The 21862-nt window shown below is 69.1% G+C and carries 2 protein-coding genes (1 of these 2 cut by a window edge); both read left to right on the top strand.

Translation table 11 applies throughout. The features are described 5' to 3' along the window. Window positions 1-66: 66 nt before the first annotated feature. Window positions 67-8547 (top strand): non-ribosomal peptide synthetase, encoded by an 8481-nt coding sequence (locus R2B38_RS03300; RefSeq protein WP_318014868.1) that lies wholly within the window; start codon window positions 67-69, stop codon window positions 8545-8547. Next, window positions 8529-21862: the 5' portion of a non-ribosomal peptide synthetase gene (locus R2B38_RS03295; RefSeq protein ID WP_318014867.1), read on the top strand. 670 nt of this gene lie beyond the right edge of the window; 13334 of the gene's 14004 nt are visible here — the first part of the coding sequence; it begins with the start codon at window positions 8529-8531; the stop codon falls past the right edge of the window. Before R2B38_RS03300 ends, R2B38_RS03295 begins: the two co-directional genes overlap by 19 nt.

Raw genomic sequence — 21862 nt, 5'->3', positions numbered from 1 at the left:
ATGCCCGAACGGCGGCCGGTCCGGCATTTTCCACTAGGTGAGTCGGAATGTTTGGGGTATATGGAAATGTCTGCTTTCGAGGGTGAACTCCGGGACCTGATGGCCGGTCAGCTCGACATCTGGCAGGCCCAGCGACTCGCGCCTGAGAATCCGGTGTACAACATCGCCGAGTACCTGGAGGTACGGGGCGATCTGGACGCCGAACTCCTCGTCGAGGCCCTGCGGCGCACCGTGGACGAGGCCGACAGCCTCCGCCTGCGCTTCCGCGTGGAGTCCGGAACCCCGAAGCAGTACGTCAGCGACGACCACGACCACCCCGTCCACCTCATCGACGTCACCGCGGCCGCAGACCCGCGGGCGGCCGCCGAGGAGTGGATGCACGCAGACCTGCGCACGCCCGCCGACCTGACGGGCGGCGGCCCGCTGTTCACCTTCGCCGTCTTCACGCTCGGCCCGGACCATCACCTCTGGTACGAGCGCTACCACCACCTCATCGCGGACGGTCACGCCAGCCGGACACTCGTCACCCGCGCCGCCCAGATCTACACGGAGCTCCTGACCGGCCGGTCCGCCGCCGACGCAGCACTCGAGCCCCTGACCACCCTGCTCGAAGCGGACCGGGCGTACCGGGACTCGGCGGACTTCGAGCTGGACCGGGAGTACTGGCTCGGCGTTCTGTCGGACCTCCCGGACTCCGCCGCATCGCACGTGCCCGCGACCCGGCGATGGCTGCCGTCCGCGCTGGCACGCCACACGGACGACATCGGCGCCTCGGACACCGCCGAACTGAAGGCGGCCGCACGCCGGCTGAAGACCAGCCTCGCCGGACTGCTGATCACCGCCGCGGCCGTCTACCGGCACCGCGTCACAGGTGAGCGCGACGTCGTCATCGGCCTTCCGGTCAGCGGCCGGACGGGACGGCGGGAGCTCGCGATCCCCGGCATGACCTCCAACAACCTGCCGATCCGGCTCAGGATCGACCGGGACACGTCCGTCGCCGATCTCGTACGCCAGACGAACAAGGCCGTCCGAGACGGCCTCCGTCACCAGCGCTACCGCTACGAGGACACCCTGCGGGACATGCAGCGCGTCGACGGCGACTCGCTATGCGGCCTGCATGTCAACGTCATGGCCTTCGACTACCCGGAAGCGTTCGGCGGCAGCGGCGTCATCTCCCACCCTCTGTCCACCGGCCCCATCGACGACACGCGGATCGACATCTACGACAGGCCGGGCGAGCCCGGCCTCCATCTCGACGTCGACGTGAACCGCGACCTCCACGAGCCGGCGTCGGCGCGGCACATCGCCCGCCACCTCCTGACGACCCTCACCCGGCTCGCGGCGGCCGCGCCCACCGACCCGGCCGCCCAGGTCGACCTCCTGGACGAGGAGGAACTCCACCGCATCCTGGAGGAGTGGAACGACACGGCCACCGAGGTCGCGGACACCACGGTTCCCGAACTGTTCGCCACCCGGGTCGCGCGAACGCCGGACGCGATGGCGGTGGTGTCCGATGGCACCCGGCTGACGTATGCCGAACTGGACGCGCGGGCGAACAACCTGGCGCACCACCTGGCCGGGTTGGGCGTGGGACCCGAGTCGGTGGTCGCCGTGGCGATGGAACGCGGCGTCGACCTCGTCGTGGCACTCCTGGCGGTGTGGAAGGCGGGGGCGGCGTATCTGCCGATCGATCCCGGCCACCCCGTGGAGCGCATCGGGTTCATGCTCGCCGACAGCCGCGCCGTGGTCCTCCTGGGCGAAGCGGAACTGCTCGACGAACTGCCGGTCAGGCGTGTCCTGACAGTGGCCGTCGACTCCACCGAGGTCCGCGTGGCCCTGGCGGCGGCCCCGGACACGGCGCCCGAAGTCGGCCTGCTGCCCGGCAACTTGGCGTACGTGATCTACACATCGGGTTCGACGGGGACACCGAAGGCCGTGATGCTGACGCATGCGGGCGCGGTGAACCTGACGGCGGCGCAGGCCCAGCGATGTGCGGTGGACGAGAACAGCCGGGTCCTGCAGTTCGCGTCGGTCGGCTTCGACGCGGCGACCTGGGAGCTGCTGATGGCGCTGTGCTCGGGTGCGCGTCTGGTCGTGGCCCCGGCCGCGGAGCTGATGCCGGGGACAGGGCTGACGGAGGTCGTGGCCCGGCACGGGGTGACCCATGCCACGTTGCCGCCGGCAGTGCTGGCGGTGTTGCCTGCGGAGGATCTGGCATCGGTGTCCACCCTGGTCTCGGCGGGTGAGGCGCTGGGCGGTGAGTTGGTGGGGCGGTGGGCGCCGGGACGGCGGTTCATCAACGCGTACGGACCGACGGAGACGACGGTGTGCGCGACGATGACGGATCCGCTTCAGCCCGGTGGTGCGCCGAGCGTGGGTGTGCCGAACGCCAACACGCGGGTGTACGTCCTCGACGACCAGTTGCAGCCGGTGCCGGTCGGCCTGGTGGGTGAGCTGTACGTGGCGGGGGCGGGTGTGGCCCGGGGATACCTCGGGCGCGCGGGGCTGAGCGCCCAGCGGTTCGTGGCCGATCCGTTCGACGCGGACGGCGCGCGGATGTACCGGACGGGCGACCGCGTGAAGTGGACGGACGACGGCCGGCTGATGTTCGTGGGGCGGGCCGACGAACAGGTGAAAGCCCGTGGATACCGGATCGAGCCGGGCGAGGTGCAGGCCGCCGTGGCCGCGCATCCCCGGGTCACCCAGGCCGTGGTCGTCGTCCGCGAGGACACTCCCGGCGACAAGCAGCTCGTGGCATACGTCGTCACCGGCGACGGCACTCCCGACGCCCAACTGCCCGAGGACGTCCGCAGGTTCACCCTGCAACGGCTGCCCGAGTACATGGTGCCGGCCGCCGTCGTGGTGCTGGACTCCTTCCCGCTCACCGTGAACGGCAAGGTGGACCGCAGGGCCCTGCCCGCACCCCGATACACGACCACGGTGCGCCGCACGCCGGCCACGGCGCAGGAGGAAATTCTCTGCTCCGCGTTCGCCGAGATCCTCGGCCACGAGCACGTCGGAGTCGACGACAACTTCTTCGACCTGGGCGGACACTCCCTGCTCGCGACACGCCTGGTGAGCCGGGTGAGGTCGCTCCTCGATGTCGACGTGCACACCGCCGACGTCTTCGAGGCCCCGACCGTCGCCGCCCTCGCCGCCCGGCTCACCGGATCGGGCGCACCGCGCGCAGAGCTGGTCGTCAGGGAACGCCCGGAGCGGATACCCCTGTCGTTCGCCCAGCGACGGCTGTGGTTCATCGGACAGTTGGAGGGCCCCAACGCCACGTACAACGCCCCCCTCGTCCTCCGCCTCTCCGGACTCCTCGACCGCGAAGCGCTCAAGGCCGCGCTCCTGGACGTGATCGGGCGGCACGAGTCACTGCGCACGGTGTTCCCGGTGGCGGACGGCGAGCCGTACCAGCACGTCCTCGGTACGGACGAGCTGTCGTGGGACCTGCCGGTGACCGAGGTCGTGAAGAGTGCGGAGAGCTACGAGCGCCTCCTGGACCTCACGGACCTGCCGACGCTCGCGCCACAGCAGGCGGAAGGCCCTCTGGACCTCACCACGGCGGTGCTGCGGGCCGCTGGGCATGCCTTTGATCTGTCGGCCGAAGTGCCGTTGCGGGCGCGGTTGTTCGCCGTGGATGCGGATGAGCATGTGTTGGTGTTGGTGATTCATCACATTGCTGGTGATGGTTGGTCGATGGGTCCGTTGGCGCGGGATCTGTCGGTGGCGTATGGGGCGCGGTGTGTGGGGCGGGCTCCGGGGTGGGAGCCGTTGGCGGTGCAGTACGCGGATTATGCGTTGTGGCAGCGGGAGTTGCTGGGTGGGGATGGTGATCCGGGGAGTGTGGTGTCGCGTCAGGTGGGTTACTGGCGTGGTGTGTTGGCGGGGGCTCCGGTGGAGTTGGGGTTGCCGTTTGACCGGCCGCGTCCGGTGGTGGCGTCGCATCGTGGGTTTACGGCCGGGTTCGTGGTGCCGGCTGGGGTGCATGTGCGGGTGCGGGAGTTGGCGCGTGCGCGGGGTGTGACGGTGTTCATGGTGTTGCAGGGTGCGCTTGCGGTGTTGTTGTCGCGGTTGGGTGCGGGGACGGATGTGCCGATCGGGTCGGCGGTTGCGGGGCGTTTGGATGAGGCCCTTGATGATTTGGTGGGGTGTTTTGTCAATACGTTGGTGTTGCGGACGGATCTGTCGGGGGATCCGGAGTTCGGTGAGCTTCTGGAGCGTGTGCGGGAGACGAGTCTGTCGGCGTTCGCGCATCAGGATGTGCCGTTCGAGAAGCTCGTGGAGGAACTCGCTCCGTCCCGTTCCCTGGCCCGCCAGCCCCTGTTCCAGGTCGTCCTCACCAAGCTGAACACGGATTCGTCGGTACAGGGCACGACTGCGCCGATGCTCGAACTGCCCGGCATCGAGGTCGAGTTGCTGTCGACCGCTCGTCCGGCGGCGAAGTTCGACCTGGATGTGATGGTCGGGGAGGAGTTCGACGGGGAGGGTGCGCCGGCGGGTGTGCGGGGTGCGGTGACTGTCGCTGCGGACTTGTTCGACGCCGAGACCGCCGACGCGATCGCGGAGCGGCTGCTGCGGGTTCTGGAGAGCGTTGTCGGGGATCCGTCGGTGCGGGTGAGTGCGGTGGATGTGCTGGATGCGGGTGAGCGGCGTCGGGTGCTGGGTGAGTGGAACGACACGGCGGTCGGGATCGGACCGGTGTTGGTTCCGGGGTTGTTCGAGGCGCAGGTGGGGCGGACGCCGGGTGCGGTGGCGGTGGTTGCGGGTGGGGAGTCGGTGACGTATCGCGAGCTTGATTCGCGGGCGAATCGGTTGGCGCGTTACTTGGTCGCGCAGGGTGTGGGTGCGGAGTCGGTGGTGGGGTTGTGTCTGCCGCGGGGTGTGGAGACGATCGCGGGCATTCTTGCCGTGTGGAAGGCGGGCGCGGGTTATCTGCCGCTTGACGCGGGGCAGCCGGCCGAACGGATTTCTTATCAACTTCGGGACAGTCGTGCGGTGTTGACGTTGACGACGGAGGAGATTCTGGGGGATCTGCCGGCGGGCCGGTATCGGTTGGTGGCGGTGGACGGGACGCTGACCGCGATGCAGTTGGCCGCTTCACCGGATACGGCGCCCGAAGTGTCGGTCGAGGCTGGCCAGTTGGCGTATGTGATTTATACGTCGGGGTCGACGGGGCGGCCGAAGGGTGTTGCGGTCACGCACGGGGCGTTGGCCAACTATGTGTCGTCGGTGCCGGGTCGGGTGGGTTTTGGTGTGCCGGGTGCCCGGTATGCGGTGTTGCAGGGGCAGGCGACGGACCTGGGTAACACGGTGGTGTTCGCGAGTCTGACCTCTGGTGGTGAGCTGCATGTCCTGGATGAGGAGGCGGTCACCGATCCGGTGGCGGTCGCGCAGTACCTCGCTGAGCACGGGATTGATTATCTGAAGGCGGTGCCGTCGCATGTGGCGGCGCTGGGTGCGGGTGCGGTGCTGCCTGCCAAGTCGCTGGTGTTGGGTGGTGAGGCGGCCTCGCCCGCGCTCGTGGGCGAGTTGCTGGCGGCGGCCGGTGAGCGAGAGGTGTTCAACCACTACGGTCCGACCGAGACGACGATCGGTGTCGCGACGACGCGTCTGACCGAGGAGACGGTGGCGTCCGGGGTTGTTCCGGTCGGCACACCCGTGGCCAACACCCGTTTCTACGTCCTGGACGCGGCCCTGAAGCCGGTGGCTCGGGGCGTGACCGGTGAACTGTACGTGGCTGGTGCGCAGTTGGCGCGTGGCTATGTGGGTCAGGCCGGTGTGACGGCGGAGCGGTTCGTGGCGTGCCCGTACGGCGGCTCGGGTGAGCGGATGTACCGCACCGGCGACCGGGCCCGCTGGACGGCAGACGGTCAGCTGGTGTTCGCGGGCCGGGCGGACGATCAGGTGAAGATCCGTGGGTTCCGGGTGGAGCCCGGCGAGGTGGAGTCGATGCTGGCCGGGCATCCGCAGATCGCCCGCGCGGCCGTGACCGCTCGCGCGGACAGGCCGGGTGACATGCGCCTGGTCGCCTACGTCGTCCCAGTTGACGAGGACGCCGATGCGGCCGAACTCGCCGTAATTATCCGTGAGTTCGTGGTGTCGCGGTTGCCGGAGCACATGGTGCCGTCGGCGGTGGTGGTGCTGGATGTACTGCCGTTGACGGGGAACGGGAAGCTGGATCGTAAGGCTCTGCCGGCGCCGGACTATGCGGCGGCGGTCACCCATGCGGGCCGTGCCCCGGCGAACGCGCGGGAGGAGATTTTGTGTGCTGCGTTTGCTGAGGTGCTTGGTCTGTCTTCGGTTGGTGTGGATGACGATTTCTTTGAGTTGGGTGGGCATTCGCTGTTGGCGACTCGGTTGGTGAGTCGTGTGCGGGTGGTGCTGGGTGTTGAGGTGGAGATTCGGGCGTTGTTCGAGGCGCCGACGGTGGCGGGGTTGGCGGCCCGGTTGTCCGGGGCGGGTGAGGCGCGGGTGGCGTTGGTGGCGGGGGTGCGTCCGGAGCGGGTGCCGTTGTCGTTTGCGCAGCGCAGGTTGTGGTTCATCGGGCAGTTGGAGGGGGCGAGTTCGACTTATAACAGTCCGGTTGTGCTGCGGTTGCGGGGGGAGTTGGACCGGGGGGCGCTGGCTGGGGCGTTTCGGGATGTGATCGGGCGGCATGAGTCGTTGCGCACGGTGTTTCCGGTGGCGGACGGTGAGCCGTATCAGCGGGTGTTGGACGTTGAGGAGCTGGACTGGGATCTGGTGGTGGCTGATATCGCGCCGGGGGAGGTCGGCGATGCGGTGTCGGAGGCGAGCGGGTATGCCTTTGATCTGTCGGCTGAAGTGCCGTTGCGGGTGTGGCTGTTCGCCGTGGGTGCGGGTGAGCACGTACTGGTGATGGTGATTCATCACATTGCTGGTGATGGTTGGTCGATGGGTCCGTTGGCGCGGGATCTGTCGGTGGCGTATGGGGCGCGGTGTGTGGGGCGGGCTCCGGAGTGGGAGCCGTTGGCGGTGCAGTATGCGGATTATGCGTTGTGGCAGCGGGAGTTGCTGGGTGGGGTTGGTGATCCGGGGAGTGTGGTGTCGCGTCAGGTGGGTTACTGGCGTGGTGTGTTGGCGGGGGCTCCGGTGGAGTTGGGGTTGCCGTTTGACCGGCCGCGTCCGGTGGTGGCGTCGCATCGTGGGTTCACGGCGGGGTTCGGTTCGGGGGCTGAACTGCATGTGCGGGTGCGGGAGTTGGCGCGTGCGCGGGGTGTGACGGTGTTCATGGTGTTGCAGGGTGCGCTTGCGGTGTTGTTGTCGCGGTTGGGTGCGGGGACGGATGTGCCGATCGGGTCGGCGGTTGCGGGGCGTTTGGATGAGGCCCTGGATGATTTGGTGGGGTGTTTTGTCAATACGTTGGTGTTGCGGACGGATCTGTCGGGGGATCCGGAGTTCGGTGAGCTTCTGGAGCGTGTGCGGGAGACGAGTCTGTCGGCGTTCGCGCATCAGGATGTGCCGTTCGAGAAGCTCGTCGAGGAACTCGCTCCGTCCCGCTCACTAGCCCGCCAGCCCCTGTTCCAGGTCGTCCTCACTAAGCTGAATGCTGCCTCGGGGCAGGACGGGGAAGCGGCGACGCTGGCACTGCCGGGTGTCCGGTCCGAGTCCCTGTTCCTCGGCAAGCCCTCGGCGAAGTTCGACCTGGATGTGATGGTCGGGGAGGAGTTCGACGCGGAGGGTGCGCCGGCCGGCATGCGGGGTGCGGTGACTGTCGCTGCGGACTTGTTCGACGCCGAGACCGCCGATGCGATTGCGGAGCGGTTGCTGCGGGTTCTGGAGAGCGTTGTCGGGGATCCGTCGGTGCGGGTGAGCGCGGTGGATGTGCTGGATGCGGGTGAGCGGCGTCTGGTGCTGGAGGGGTGGAACGACAGCGGTGTTGAGCTGTCGGAGACGTTGGTTCCTGAACTGTTTGCGGCGCAGGTGGCGCGGACGCCTGATGCGGTGGCGGTCGTCTCGGGTGAGCATCGAGTGTCGTTTGCGGAGCTTGATGCGCGGGCGAATCGGCTAGCGCATTTTCTGCGGGCGCAGGGTGTGGGTGCGGAGTCGGTGGTGGGGTTGTGCCTGCCGCGCGGGGTGGAGAGTGTCGTCGGGATCCTGGGTGTGTGGAAGGCGGGTGCTGCGTATTTGCCGGTGGATGCGGGGCAGCCGGCGGAGCGGATCGCTTATCAACTCCGGGACAGTCGTGCGGTGTTGACGTTGACGACGGAGGAGATTCTGGGGGATCTGCCGGCGGGCCGGTATCGGCTGGTGGCGGTGGACGGCGCGCTGACGGCGATGCAGCTCGCGGCGGCCTCCGGCACGGCTCCTGACGTCGTGGTGCGCGGTGAGCAGGTGGCGTATGTGATTTATACGTCGGGTTCGACGGGGCGGCCGAAGGGGGTTGCGGTCACGCACGGGGCGCTGGCCAACTACGTGTCGTCGGTGCCGGAGCGGCTGGGTTTCGGTGTGCCGGGTGGCCGGTATGCGGTGTTGCAGGGCAGGCGACGGACCTGGGCAACACGGTGGTGTTCGCGAGTCTGACCTCTGGTGGTGAGCTGCACTTCCTGGATGAGGAGGCAGTCACCGATCCGGTGGCGGTGGCGCAGTATCTCGCTGAGCACGGGATTGATTATCTGAAGGCGGTGCCGTCGCATGTGGCGGCGCTGGGTGTGGGTGCGGTGCTGCCGGCGAAGTCGCTGGTGTTGGGTGGTGAGGCGGCCTCGCCCGCGCTCGTGGGCGAGTTGCTGGCGGCGGCCGGTGAGCGAGAAGTGTTCAATCACTACGGTCCGACCGAGACGACCATCGGTGTCGCGACGACGCGTCTGACAGCCGAGATGGTGCAAGCCGGGGTTGTTCCGGTGGGCACACCCGTGGCCAACACCCGTTTCTACGTCCTGGACGCTGGCCTGGAGCCGGTGGCGCCGGGTGTGACGGGTGAACTGTATGTGGCTGGTGCGCAGTTGGCGCGTGGCTATGTGGGTCAGGCGGGTGTGACGGCGGAGCGGTTCGTGGCCTGCCCGTACGGCGGCTCGGGCGAGCGGATGTACCGCACCGGGGACCGCGCCCGCTGGACGTCGGGCGGTCAGTTGGTGTTCGCGGGCCGGGCGGACGATCAGGTGAAGATCCGCGGCTTCCGGGTGGAGCCCGGCGAGGTCCAGGCCGTAGTGACTGCTCACCCCGAGGTGTCGCAGGCGGCGGTCGTCGCCCGTGAGGACACCCCTGGCGACATGCGCCTGGTCGCCTATGTCGTAGCGGTCGACGAGGACGCTGACGCGGCCGAACTCGTTGAGTCAGTACGGGAGTTCACGGCGTCCCGGCTGCCGGAGCACATGGTGCCCGCCGCGGTCGTCGTCCTGGACGCACTGCCGTTGACCGGCAACGGCAAGCTGGATCGTAAGGCTCTGCCGGCGCCGGACTATGCGGCGGCAGTCACCCATGCGGGCCGTGCCCCGGCGAACGTGCAGGAGGAGATTCTGTGTGCTGCGTTTGCTGAGGTGCTTGGTCTGTCTTCGGTTGGTGTGGATGACGATTTCTTTGAGTTGGGTGGGCATTCGCTGTTGGCGACTCGGTTGGTGAGTCGTGTGCGGGTGGTGCTGGGTGTTGAGGTGGAGATTCGGGCGTTGTTCGAGGCGCCGACGGTGGCGGGGTTGGCGGCCCGGTTGTCCGGGGCGGGTGAGGCGCGGGTGGCGTTGGTGGCGGGGGTGCGTCCGGAGCGGGTGCCGTTGTCGTTTGCGCAGCGCAGGTTGTGGTTCATCGGGCAGTTGGAGGGGGCGAGTTCGACTTATAACAGTCCGGTTGTGTTGCGGTTGCGGGGGGAGTTGGACCGGGGGGCGCTGGCTGGGGCGTTTCGGGATGTGATCGGGCGGCATGAGTCGTTGCGCACGGTGTTTCCGGTGGCGGACGGTGAGCCGTATCAGCGGGTGTTGGACGTTGAGGAGCTGGACTGGGATCTGGTGGTGGCGGATGTCGCGCCGGGGGAGGTCGGCGATGCGGTGTCGGAGGCGAGCGGGTATGCCTTCGATCTGTCGGCCGAAGTGCCGTTGCGGGTGTGGCTGTTCGGGAGCGGTGCGGGTGAGCACGTACTGGTGATGGTGATTCATCACATTGCTGGTGATGGTTGGTCGATGGGTCCGTTGGCGCGGGATCTGTCGGTGGCGTATGAGGCGCGGTGTCGGGGTGGTGCTCCGGGGTGGGCTCCGTTGGGTGTGCAGTATGCGGATTATGCGTTGTGGCAGCGGGAGTTGCTGGGTGGGGTTGGTGATGCGGGGAGTGTGGTGTCGCGTCAGGTGGGTTACTGGCGTGGTGTGTTGGCGGGGGCTCCGGTGGAGTTGGGGTTGCCGTTTGACCGGCCGCGTCCGGTGGTGGCGTCGCATCGTGGGTTCACGGCCGGGTTTGTGGTGCCGGCTGAACTGCATGTGCGGGTGCGGGAGTTGGCGCGTGCGCGGGGTGTGACGGTGTTCATGGTGTTGCAGGGTGCGCTTGCGGTGTTGTTGTCGCGGTTGGGTGCGGGGACGGATGTGCCGATCGGGTCGGCGGTTGCGGGGCGTTTGGATGAGGCCCTGGATGATTTGGTGGGGTGTTTTGTCAATACGTTGGTGTTGCGGACGGATCTGTCGGGGGATCCGGAGTTCGGTGAGCTTCTGGAGCGTGTGCGGGAGACGAGTCTGTCGGCGTTCGCGCACCAGGACGTGCCGTTCGAGAAACTCGTGGAGGAACTCGCCCCGTCCCGCTCACTAGCCCGCCAGCCTCTGTTCCAGGTCATCATGACGTTCCACAACACTGGCGAGGCCGTGCTGGAACTCCCCGGAGTGGAAGGGGAATTGTTCGGCAACACTCGTCCGGCGGCGAAGTTCGACCTGGATGTGATGGTCGGGGAGGAGTTCGACGCGGAGGGTGCGCCTGCGGGTGTGCGGGGTGCGGTGACTGTGGCTGCGGACTTGTTCGACGCCGAGACCGCCGATGCGATCGCGAACCGGCTGCTGCGGGTTCTGGAGAGCGTTGTCGAGGCGCCGGAAACGCGGCTGGCGCAGATAGATGTGCTGGACGCGGATGAGCGGCGTCTGGTGTTGGAGGGGTGGAACGACGGTGGTGTTGAGCTGTCGGAGACGTTGGTTCCGGGGCTGTTTGCGGCGCAGGTGGGGCGGACGCCGGGTGCGGTGGCGGTGGTTGCGGGTGGGGATTCGGTGACGTATCGCGAGCTTGATGCGCGGGCGAATCGGTTGGCGCGTTACTTGATCGCGCAGGGTGTGGGTGCGGAGTCGGTGGTGGGGTTGTGTCTGCCGCGGGGTGTGGAGAGTGTCGTCGGGATCCTGGCGGTGTGGAAGGCGGGGGCCGGTTATCTGCCGCTTGACGCTGGGCAGCCGGCGGAGCGCATCGCCTATCAACTCCGGGACAGTCGTGCGGTGTTGACGTTGACTACGGAGGAGATTCTGGGGGATTTGCCAGCGGGTCGGTATCGGCTGGTGGCGGTGGACGGGACGCTGACCGCGATGCAGCTGGCGGCAGCTTCTGACGCGGCTCCTGACGTTGCGGTGCGCGGTGAGCAGGTGGCGTATGTGATTTATACGTCGGGTTCGACGGGGCGGCCGAAGGGTGTTGCGGTTTCGCACGGGGCGCTGGCGAACTATGTGTCGTCGGTGCCGGGTCGGGTGGGTTTTGGTGTGCCGGGTGGCCGGTATGCGGTGTTGCAGGGGCAGGCGACGGACCTGGGTAACACGGTGGTGTTCGCGAGTCTGACAACCGGGGGTGAGCTGCACTTCCTGGAGGAGGAGGCGGTCACCGACCCGACGGCTGTGGCCCGCTATCTCGCCGAGCACGGGATTGATTATTTGAAGGCGGTGCCGTCGCATGTGGCGGCGTTGGGTGCGGGTGCGGTGCTGCCCGCGAAGTCTCTCGTGCTTGGGGGTGAGGCGGCCTCGCCTGCTCTGGTCGGGGAGTTGCTGGCGGCGGCCGGGGACCGGGAGGTGTTCAACCACTACGGTCCGACCGAGGCGACGATCGGTGTCGCGACCACGCGTCTGACAGCTGAGATGGCGGCTTCCGGGGTTGTTCCGGTAGGTACGCCGGTGGCCAACACCCGTTTCTACGTCCTGGACGCTGGCCTGGAGCCGGTGGCGCCGGGTGTGACCGGTGAACTGTATGTGGCTGGTGCGCAGTTGGCGCGTGGCTATGTGGGTCAGGCGGGTGTGACGGCGGAGCGGTTCGTGGCGTGCCCGTACGGCGGTTCGGGTGAGCGGATGTACCGGACCGGGGACCGGGCCCGCTGGACGGCCGACGGCAGGTTGGTGTTCGCGGGCCGGGCGGATGACCAGGTGAAGATCCGCGGCTTCCGGGTGGAGCCCGGCGAGGTCCAGGCCGTGGTTTCCGGGCATCCGGCGGTGTCGCAGGCGGCGGTCGTAGCCCGCGAGGACATCCCCGGCGACACCCGCCTGGTCGCCTACGTCGTCCCGGTCGACGAGGACGCAGACGCGGCCGAACTCACCGTAATCATCAGGGAGTTCACGGCGTCGAGGCTGCCCGAGCACATGGTGCCCGCCGCGGTCGTCGTCCTCGACGCACTGCCGTTGACCGGCAACGGCAAGCTCGACCGCGCGGCCCTGCCCGCCCCCGATCTGGCGTCCTGGGCCGGAGTCGGTACTCGGGGGCCGGCGACGGTGCAGGAAGAGGCTCTCTGCCTGGCCTTTGCCGAGGTACTCGGCCTGGACAGGATCGGGGTCGACGACGACTTCTTCGCGCTGGGCGGGCACTCGCTGCTGGCGGTCTCGCTGGTGGAGAAGCTACGGAAGCGCGGCATGTCGGTCTCGGTCAAGGCGCTGTTCCAGACGCCGACCCCGGCCGGGCTGGCCGCGGAGACGGCCCCGGACGACGTGGTGGTGCCGCCGAACGCCATCCCCGAGGGTGCCACGGAGATCACCCCGGACATGCTGCCGCTCGTCGAACTGAGTGAGGACGAGGTCGGGCGGATCGTCGCGGCGATCCCGGGCGGCGCGGCCAATGTCGCAGACGTCTACCCGCTGGCGCCGCTCCAGGAAGGCATCTTCTTCCATCACCTGATGGCAGCTCGGGGAAGCCGCGACGTCTACGTCCTGCCGATCGTGCTGGCCTTCGAAGCCCGGGACCGCGTTGACGCGTTCCTGGCCGCGCTGCAGCAGGTGGTGGACCGGCACGACATCTACCGCACGGCGATCGTGTGGGAGGGGCTGCGGGAACCTGTTCAGGTGGTCGCACGCCACGTCGACCTGCCCGTCGACGAGGTCGTACTCCGCGCGGAAGGTGCCGACCCGGTCGACCAGCTCATGGCGGCCGGCGGAGCGTGGATGGACCTGTCCGCTGCCCCGCTGCTGCGCATGCACATCGCCGCCGAGCCCGGCAGCGGACGCTGGCTGGGCCTGTTGCGCATGCACCAGATGGTCCGTGACCACACCACACAGGAAGGGCTCCTGAAGGAATTGGGGGCAATTCTGTCGGGGCAGGGCGAGGCGCTGTCCGAGCCGCTGCCGTTCCGTGAGTTCGTGGCGCAGGCCCGGCTCGGTGTGACGCGCGAGGAGCACGAGCGCTACTTCACCGGTCTGCTCGGCGACGTGACGGAGACCACGGCGCCGTACGGGCTCCTCGACGTGCACGGTGACGGCGTGGCGGCAGAGCGTGCCCAGATGACCGTCGATGAGGAACTTGCCCGGAACGTACGGGAGTTGGCGCGCACACGCGGTGTCAGTGCGGCCACGCTCTTCCATGTGGCGTGGGCACGGGTCCTCGCCGCCGTCTCCGGTCGGGACGATGTGGTGTTCGGCACCGTCCTGTTCGGGCGGATGAATGCCGGAACAGGAGCCGATCGGGTCCAGGGGCCGTTCATCAACACCCTGCCGGTGCGGGTCCGGACCGGCTCCACCGGTGTCGGCGAGGCCATCGACGGGCTACGGCGACAGCTCGCCGAACTGCTGGCGCACGAGCACGCACCGCTCGCTCTGGCGCAGCAGGCGAGCGGGATACAGGGCATGAGTCCGCTGTTCACCTCGCTGTTCAACTATCGGCACAACCAGATCGCCGCGCAGGCCGGCGGAGAGCGGAAGAGCGTCGGGCTCGACGGCATCACCGCCGTGCTCACCCGGGAACGCACCAACTACCCGCTCGTCGTGGCGGTCGACGACCTCGGAACCGGGTTCAGGCTCACCGTCGACTCGGTGGCCCCGGTCGACCCGCAGGCGGTGTGTGCGCTGCTGCGGAACGCCACGCGGAACCTGGTGGCCGCGCTGGACACCGGCCCGGGCCTCCCGCTGGCCGCCGTGGACGTTCTCGGCGCGGACGAACGCGACCGGGTGCTGAACGAAGGAAACGACACGGCGATCGAGACGTCCGCCGCGACGGTGCCTGAGTTGTTCGAGGCGCGGGTGGTGCGTTCGCCGGGGGCGCCGGCGGTGGTTGCCGATGGGTTCTCGGTGTCGTATGGGGAGTTGGATGCGCGGGCGAATCGGCTGGCGCGGTTGCTGGTTGCGGAGGGTGTGGGTCCGGAGTCGGTGGTCGCGGTGTGCATGGAGCGTGGTGTCGATCTGGTGGTGGCGTTGCTGGGTGTGCTGAAGGCGGGCGGTGCCTACCTGCCGGTCGACCCGGCGTACCCGGCCGAGCGAATGGCGTTCATGCTCGACGACGCGGCGCCTGTCGTGGTCCTCACCACGACGCGATCCGGCCCGACGCTGCCCCCCGACACCCCGCGGATCACACTGGACGCCCCGACGGTGACGGACACGCTGGACGCCCTGGCGGCCGACGTGTTGCGCCCGGACGAGCGGGCGGCGCCGACGACCCCCGGACATCCGGCCTACGTCATCTACACCTCAGGCTCGACGGGACGCCCCAAGGGCGTGCTCGTGGAACACCGCTCGGTGGCAGGCCTGCTGACCTGGGCCGGTGCCACGTTCGGCGCCGACGAGTTCTCCCGGGTTCTCGCCTCGACCTCGCTGAACTTCGACGTGTCGGTGTTCGAGATCTTCGGCCCCCTCGTGTCGGGTGGCAGCGTCGAGATCGTCCGGGACCTCCTCGCCCTTGCCGAAGAGCCGCGGACCTTCCGGCCGGTGAGCCTGATCAGCGCCGTGCCCTCCGCGCTCGCGCGGATCCTGGGCGACGAGGCGCCGTCGGCACGGCCGCGGACAGTGGTCCTGGCGGGCGAGGCGCTCACCGCCGACGCGGTGAGCAGCGTACGGGCCGCCTTCCCCGGTGCCAGGATCGCGAACATCTACGGCCCGACCGAGGCGACGGTCTACTCGACGGCCTGGTACTGGTACGCGGACGACGACAGCCACGGCACCCCGCCGATCGGCCTGCCGATCTCCAACGCCCGTGTGTACGTACTGAATGCGCGGATGGAACCGGTCCCCACCGGCGTCGTGGGCGAGCTCTACATCGCGGGCGGCGGTCTCGCGCGAGGCTATCTGCGGCGTCCGGCGCTCACCGCCGAGCGGTTCGTGGCGCATCCGTTCGGCGCCCCCGGTGAGCGGCTGTACCGGACCGGCGACCTGGTGCGCCGCCGGGCGGACGGGAACCTGGAGTATTCGGGCCGCGCCGACGAGCAGGTGAAGGTTCGCGGCTTCCGCATCGAACTGGGCGAGGTCCAGGCCGCCGTCACCGCGCATCCATCCGTTGCGCAGGCCGTGGTGGTGGCCCGCGCGGACCGCACCGCCGACGTGCGACTGGTCGCCTACGTGGTGTCGGTGACCGGCGCCGACACCAGTGAACTCGCCCATGAAATACGGCAGTTCGTCGGCGATCGGCTTCCGGGGTACATGGTGCCGTCGGCGGTCGTGGTGTTGGATGCCTTGCCGTTGTCGGTGAATGGGAAGCTGGATCGTGCGGCGTTGCCGGCCCCTGATTTCGCGGCGGTGGCTGGTACGGGTACGGATGCGGGGCGTGGCCCGGTCACGGTGCAGGAGGAGCTCCTGTGCGCCGCGTTCGCCGAGGTACTTGGTCTCCCGTCGGTAGGAGTCGACGACGACTTCTTCGCGTTGGGTGGGCATTCGCTGTTGGCGACGCGGTTGGTGAGCCGGGTGCGGGCGGTGCTGGGTGTCGAGTTGCCGTTGCGGGCGTTGTTCGAAGTGCCGACGGTGGCGGGGCTGGCGGCCCGGCTGACGGAGGCGGGTCGTGCGCGGGTGGCGTTGGTGGCGGGGGTGCGTCCGGAGCGGGTGCCGTTGTCGTTTGCGCAGCGCAGGTTGTGGTTCTTGGGGCAGTTGGAGGGGCCGGGTGCGACCTACAACATTCCGGTGGGGTTGCGTCTGAGGGGTGAGTTGGACCGGGGTGCGCTCGCGTTGGCGTTGCGGGATGTGGTGGTCCGGCACGAGGTGTTGCGGACGGTGTTCCCGGTCGGGCCCGACGGCGAGCCCTACCAGCAGGTGCGTGACGTGGAGGGCCTGGACTGGGAAGTGTCGGTCGTGGAGGTGGCGCCGGGGGGTCTGGATGCGGTGGTGGCCGAGGCGGCGGGTTACGAGTTCGATCTGGCGGCGGAGTTGCCTGTCCGGGCGTGGCTCTTCTCGACCGGTGCGGATGAGCATGTGCTGTTGCTGACGGTTCATCACATTGCTGGTGATGGCTGGTCGAGTGGTCTGTTGGCGCGGGATCTGTCGGTGGCGTACGGGGCGCGGTGTGGGGGTGGTGTGCCGGATTGGGCTCCGCTGGGGGTGCAGTACGCGGATTACGCGTTGTGGCAGCGGGAGTTGCTGGGTGGTGAGGGTGATCCGGGGGGTCTGCTCGGGTCTCAGGTGGGGTATTGGCGGGAGGTGTTGGCGGGGGTTCCGGAGGAGTTGGAGCTGCCGTTTGACCGGCCGCGGCCTGCGGTGGCTTCGCATCGGGGTGTTCGGGTGCCGTTGGAGGCGGGGGCTGAACTGCATGTCCGGGTGCGGGAGCTGGCGCGTGCGCGGGGTGTGACGGTGTTCATGGTGGTGCAGGCGGCGCTCGCGGTGACGTTGAACCGGTTGGGTGCGGGTACGGACATTCCGATCGGTGTGGCGGTCGCGGGGCGGACCGACGAGGCGCTGGATGATCTGGTCGGTTTCTTCGTCAACACCCTTGTGATGCGCACGGACCTGTCGGGTGACCCGACGTTCACGCAGATCCTTGAGCGGGTTCGGGAAGCGGGTCTGGGGGCTTACGGGCATCAGGATGTGCCCTTCGAGCGGCTGGTGGAGGAACTGGCCCCGACCCGCTCGCTGGCCCGACACCCCCTCTTCCAGGTGGCACTGACGGCACAGAACGACGCCCGCACCACTGTGGACCTGCCGGGCGTACGGACCGAGCGGTACGGGGCGGGCCGGCCGGCGGCCAAGTTCGACCTGGACATCACGTTCGGCGAGACCTTCGACGCCGTCGGCGCACCCGCGGGGCTGCGCGGCGCGTTGACCGCGGCCGCCGACCTGTTCGACCCGGAGTCGGCGGAACGGATCGCCGGACGGTTGCTCCGTGTGCTCGCGGCCATGACGGCCGACCCACAGCTGAGGCCGCGTGCGGTGGACCTCCTCGACGAGGAGGAACGACGCAAGGTCCTGACCGAGTGGAACGACACCGCGGCCGACACCGCCAGCGGAACCCTGCCTGAGTTGTTCGAGGCGCGGGTGGTGCGTTCGCCGGGGGCGTTGGCGGTGGTTGCCGACGGGTTCTCGGTGTCGTATGGGGAGTTGGATGCGCGGGCGAATCGGTTGGCGCGGTTGCTGGTTGCGGAGGGTGTGGGTCCGGAGTCGGTGGTCGCGGTGTGCATGGAGCGTGGTGTCGATCTGGTGGTGGCGTTGCTGGGTGTGCTGAAGGCGGGCGGTGCCTACCTGCCGGTCGACCCGGAGGCCCCCGCGGAGCGCATCGCGTTCATGCTGTCGGACGCGGGCGCGTCCTGCGCCGTGACCTCCCGGGCAGTGGCCGGGACCGTGCCCGCGACGGTTCCGACCGTGGTCGTCGACGACCCCGGGACGACGGCCCGACTGGCGGCGACCGCCGATGCGGCCGTGGCGCCGCACGAGCGCCGCACGACCCTGCTCCGGGCACACCCGGCCTACGTGATCTACACCTCCGGCTCCACCGGAACACCGAAGGGCGTCGTCGTGCCCCACGCGGGCGCGGTGAACCTGCTGACCGTGCGGGGCTGGGAGACCGACGGCAGCAGCCGCGTACTGCAGTTCGCGTCCGTCGGCTTCGACGCCGCGACCTGGGAACTGCTGATGGCCCTGTGGTCCGGGGCCTGCCTGGTGGTGGCCCCCGCCGAGGAGCTCCTGCCCGGCGCCGGCCTCTCCGACGTGGTGGCACGGCACGGGGTGACGCACATGCTGCTCCCGCCCGCGGCCCTCGGCGTACTGGAGCCCGAGGACCTGGCCCCGGTGTCCACGCTGTTCTCCGGCGGTGACGCGCTCAGCGGCGACCTCATCTCCCGCTGGGCTCCGGGCCGCCGATTCATCAACGCCTACGGCCCGACCGAGGCGTCGGTGTGCGTGACCATGGCAGGACCGCTGTCGCCGGGCGACGAGCCCACCATCGGCGGGCCCAACGCCAACACACAGGCGTACGTCCTCGACGCATCGCTCAATCCGGTGCCCGTCGGTACGGCAGGAGAGCTCTATGTGGCGGGTGAAGGGCTCGCCAGGGGCTACCTCGGCAGGCCCGGTCTGACGGCCGAGCGCTTCGTGGCACACCCGTTCGGGACCACCGGTGAGCGGCTGTACCGGACCGGCGACCGAGTGCGCTGGACGGCGGACGGACAACTCGCCTTCGTGGGCCGCGCCGACGACCAGGTGAAGATCCGCGGCTTCCGCATCGAGCCCGGCGAGGTGCGGGCCGCCGTGGCCGCGCACCCCTCTGTGGCACAGGCCGCGGTGACCGTACGCGAGGACGCGGCCGGTGAGAAACGCCTGGTCGGGTACGTCGTCCCGGCGGACCCGGACGCCGCGAGGCCTGAACTGGCCGATCACGTACGGCGGTTCGTGGGCGATCGGCTTCCGGGGTACATGGTGCCGTCGGCGGTCGTGGTGTTGGATGCCCTGCCGTTGTCGGTGAACGGGAAGCTGGATCGTGCGGCGTTGCCGGCCCCGGACTTCGCGGCGGTGGCCGGTGGTGGCCGGGGGCCGGTGTCGGTGCGGGAGGAGCTGCTGTGCCTGGCTTTTGCCGAGGTGCTGGGTGTGCCGTCGGTGGGGGTGGAGGACGACTTCTTCGCGTTGGGTGGGCATTCGCTGTTGGCGACGCGGTTGGTGAGCCGGGTGCGGGCGGTGCTGGGTGTCGAGCTGCCGTTGCGGGCGTTGTTCGAGAGCCCGACTCCGGCAGGTGTGGCGCGGCGTCTGGATGGCGCGGGTCGTGCGCGGGTGGCGTTGGTGGCGGGGGTGCGTCCGGAGCGGGTGCCGTTGTCGTTTGCGCAGCGCAGGTTGTGGTTCTTGGGGCAGTTGGAGGGGCCGAGTGCGACCTACAACATTCCGGTGGGGTTGCGGTTGAGGGGTGAGCTGGACCGGGATGCGCTGGTGGTGGCGTTGCGGGATGTGGTGGTCCGGCACGAGGTGTTGCGGACGGTGTTCCCGGTCGGCCCCGACGGCGAGCCGTACCAGCGGGTGTGCGATGTGGACGATGTGGGCTGGGAAGTGTCGGTCGTGGAGGTGGCGCCGGGGGGTCTGGATGCCGCGGTGGCCGAGGCGGCGGGCCACACGTTCGACCTGGCGGCGGAGCTGCCCGTGCGCGCGTGGCTCTTCTCGACCGGTGCGGATGAGCATGTGCTGCTGTTGACGGTTCATCACATTGCGGGTGATGGCTGGTCGAGTGGTCCGTTGGCGCGGGATCTGTCGGTGGCGTATGCGGCGCGGTGTGGGGGTGGTGCGCCGGATTGGGCTCCGCTGGCGGTGCAGTACGCGGATTACGCGTTGTGGCAGCGGGAGTTGCTGGGTGGTGAGGGTGACCTGGATGGTCTCCTCGGGTCTCAGGTGGGGTATTGGCGGGAGGTGTTGGCGGGGGTTCCGGAGGAGTTGGAGCTGCCGTTTGACCGGCCGCGGCCTGCGGTGGCTTCGCATCGGGGTGTTCGGGTGCCGTTGGAGGCGGGGGCTGAACTACATGTCCGGGTGCGGGAGTTGGCGCGTGCGCGGGGTGTGACGGTGTTCATGGTGGTGCAGGCGGCGCTCGCGGTGACGTTGAACCGGCTGGGTGCGGGCACGGACATCCCGATCGGTGTGGCGGTCGCGGGGCGGACCGACGAAGCGCTGGACGACCTCGTCGGCTTCTTCGTCAACACCCTCGTGATGCGCACGGACCTGTCGGGGAACCCGACACTGACGCAGATCCTGGAGCGGGTACGCGAGACGGGTCTGGGCGCCTACGGTCACCAGGACGTGCCCTTCGAGCGGCTGGTGGAAGAACTGGCCCCGACCCGCTCCCTGGCCCGACACCCCCTCTTCCAGGTGATGCTCACCCTCCAGAACAACGCCGGAACGGCCCTCGACCTCCCCGGCGTACACGTCGACGCCCTGCCGTCGACGTCCGCCGCGGCCAAGGTCGACCTCGACATCAGCGTGGGCGAGGCCTTCGACGCGCACGGTGCCCCGGCTGGACTGCGCGGGATGATCGGCGCGGCGGCGGATCTGTTCGAGACCGCCACGATCACGCGGCTCACCGAGCGGTTCGTACAGGTGCTGACGGCCATGGCCGACGACCTGGACACGCGGCTGAGCGATGTCGACGCCCTGGACGCGGCGGAGCGCCGGCAGGTCCTGTCCGAGTGGAATGACACCGGTGTTCCGTTCGGTGTGGGTGTGACGGTGCCGGGGTTGGTCGGGGTGCGGGCGGTGGGGGATCCGGCGGCGGTGGCGGTGGTCGCGGATGGATTCTCGTTGTCGTATGGGGAGTTGGAGGTGCGGGCGAATCGGCTGGCGCACTATTTGCGGGCGCGGGGTGTGGGTGCGGGGTCGGTGGTGGGGTTGTGTCTGCCGCGGGGTGTCGACATGGTCGCGGCGATGTTGGGTGTGTGGCGGGCGGGGGCTGCGTATGTGCCGCTGGATGTGGAGTATCCGGCCGAGCGGCTGGCGTTCATGCTCGCCGATGCGGGAGCTGATGCGCTGGTCGGTCTCGATGGCCTCGTGGACGGGCTGAGCGCGTCGCGGACGGTGATGCTGGACGACCCGGCCGTGCAGAGCGCTCTGGCCGCCTTGCCAACGGTGGCCCCTGAAGTCGTCCTGAGCCAGGACCAGTTGGCGTATGTGATCTATACGTCGGGTTCGACGGGTGTGCCGAAGGGTGTGGCGGTCGGGCATAGGGCGTTGGCGAATATGGCGTTGGCGTTGGGGCCGGTTCTTGGGGCTGGGCCCGGGGTGCGGGTGTTGCAGTTCGCGTCGTTCAGTTTTGACGCGTCGGTGCTTGATGTGGCGGCGACGCTGGCGGCCGGGGGCACGTTGGTGGTGGCTTCGGCGGGGCAGCGGGCGGATCGGGTGTTGTTGGCGGAGTTGGTGCGGGAGTGGGGTGTGTCGGCGGCGAGTGTGGTGCCGTCGTTGCTGGCGGTGCTGGATCCGGGTGATCTCGCGGGTGTGGAGCGGCTGTTGGTGGGCGCTGAGCCGATCACGGCCGAGCAGGCGGTGCTGTGGAGTGCGGGTCGGACGCTGGTGAACACGTACGGTCCGACGGAGTCGACGGTGATGGTGACGGCCGGCCGGGTGGACGGTGCGGAGCTGGCGGTGCCAATGGGGGCGCCGGTGGCGAATACGCGGGTGTACGTGCTGGACGACCGGTTGGAGCCGGTGCCGGTCGGGGTCGCGGGTGAGTTGTATATAGCGGGTGCGCAGTTGGCGCGGGGTTATGTGGGGCGTGCGGGGCTGACGGCGGAGCGGTTCGTGGCGTGCCTGTTCGGTGGTATCGGCGAGCGGATGTA

Source organism: Streptomyces sp. N50, from assembly GCF_033335955.1.
Classification (GTDB): Bacteria; Actinomycetota; Actinomycetes; order Streptomycetales; family Streptomycetaceae; genus Streptomyces.
Note: the sequence above shows the minus strand (reverse complement) of the source record. Positions and strands in the feature narration are given on the sequence as shown.

Bases quoted from the DNA above. Each gene is read 5' to 3' on its own strand.
- R2B38_RS03300 (WP_318014868.1), top strand. From the start codon at position 67: ATGTCTGCTTTCGAGGGTGAACTCCGGGACCTGATGGCCGGTCAGCTC.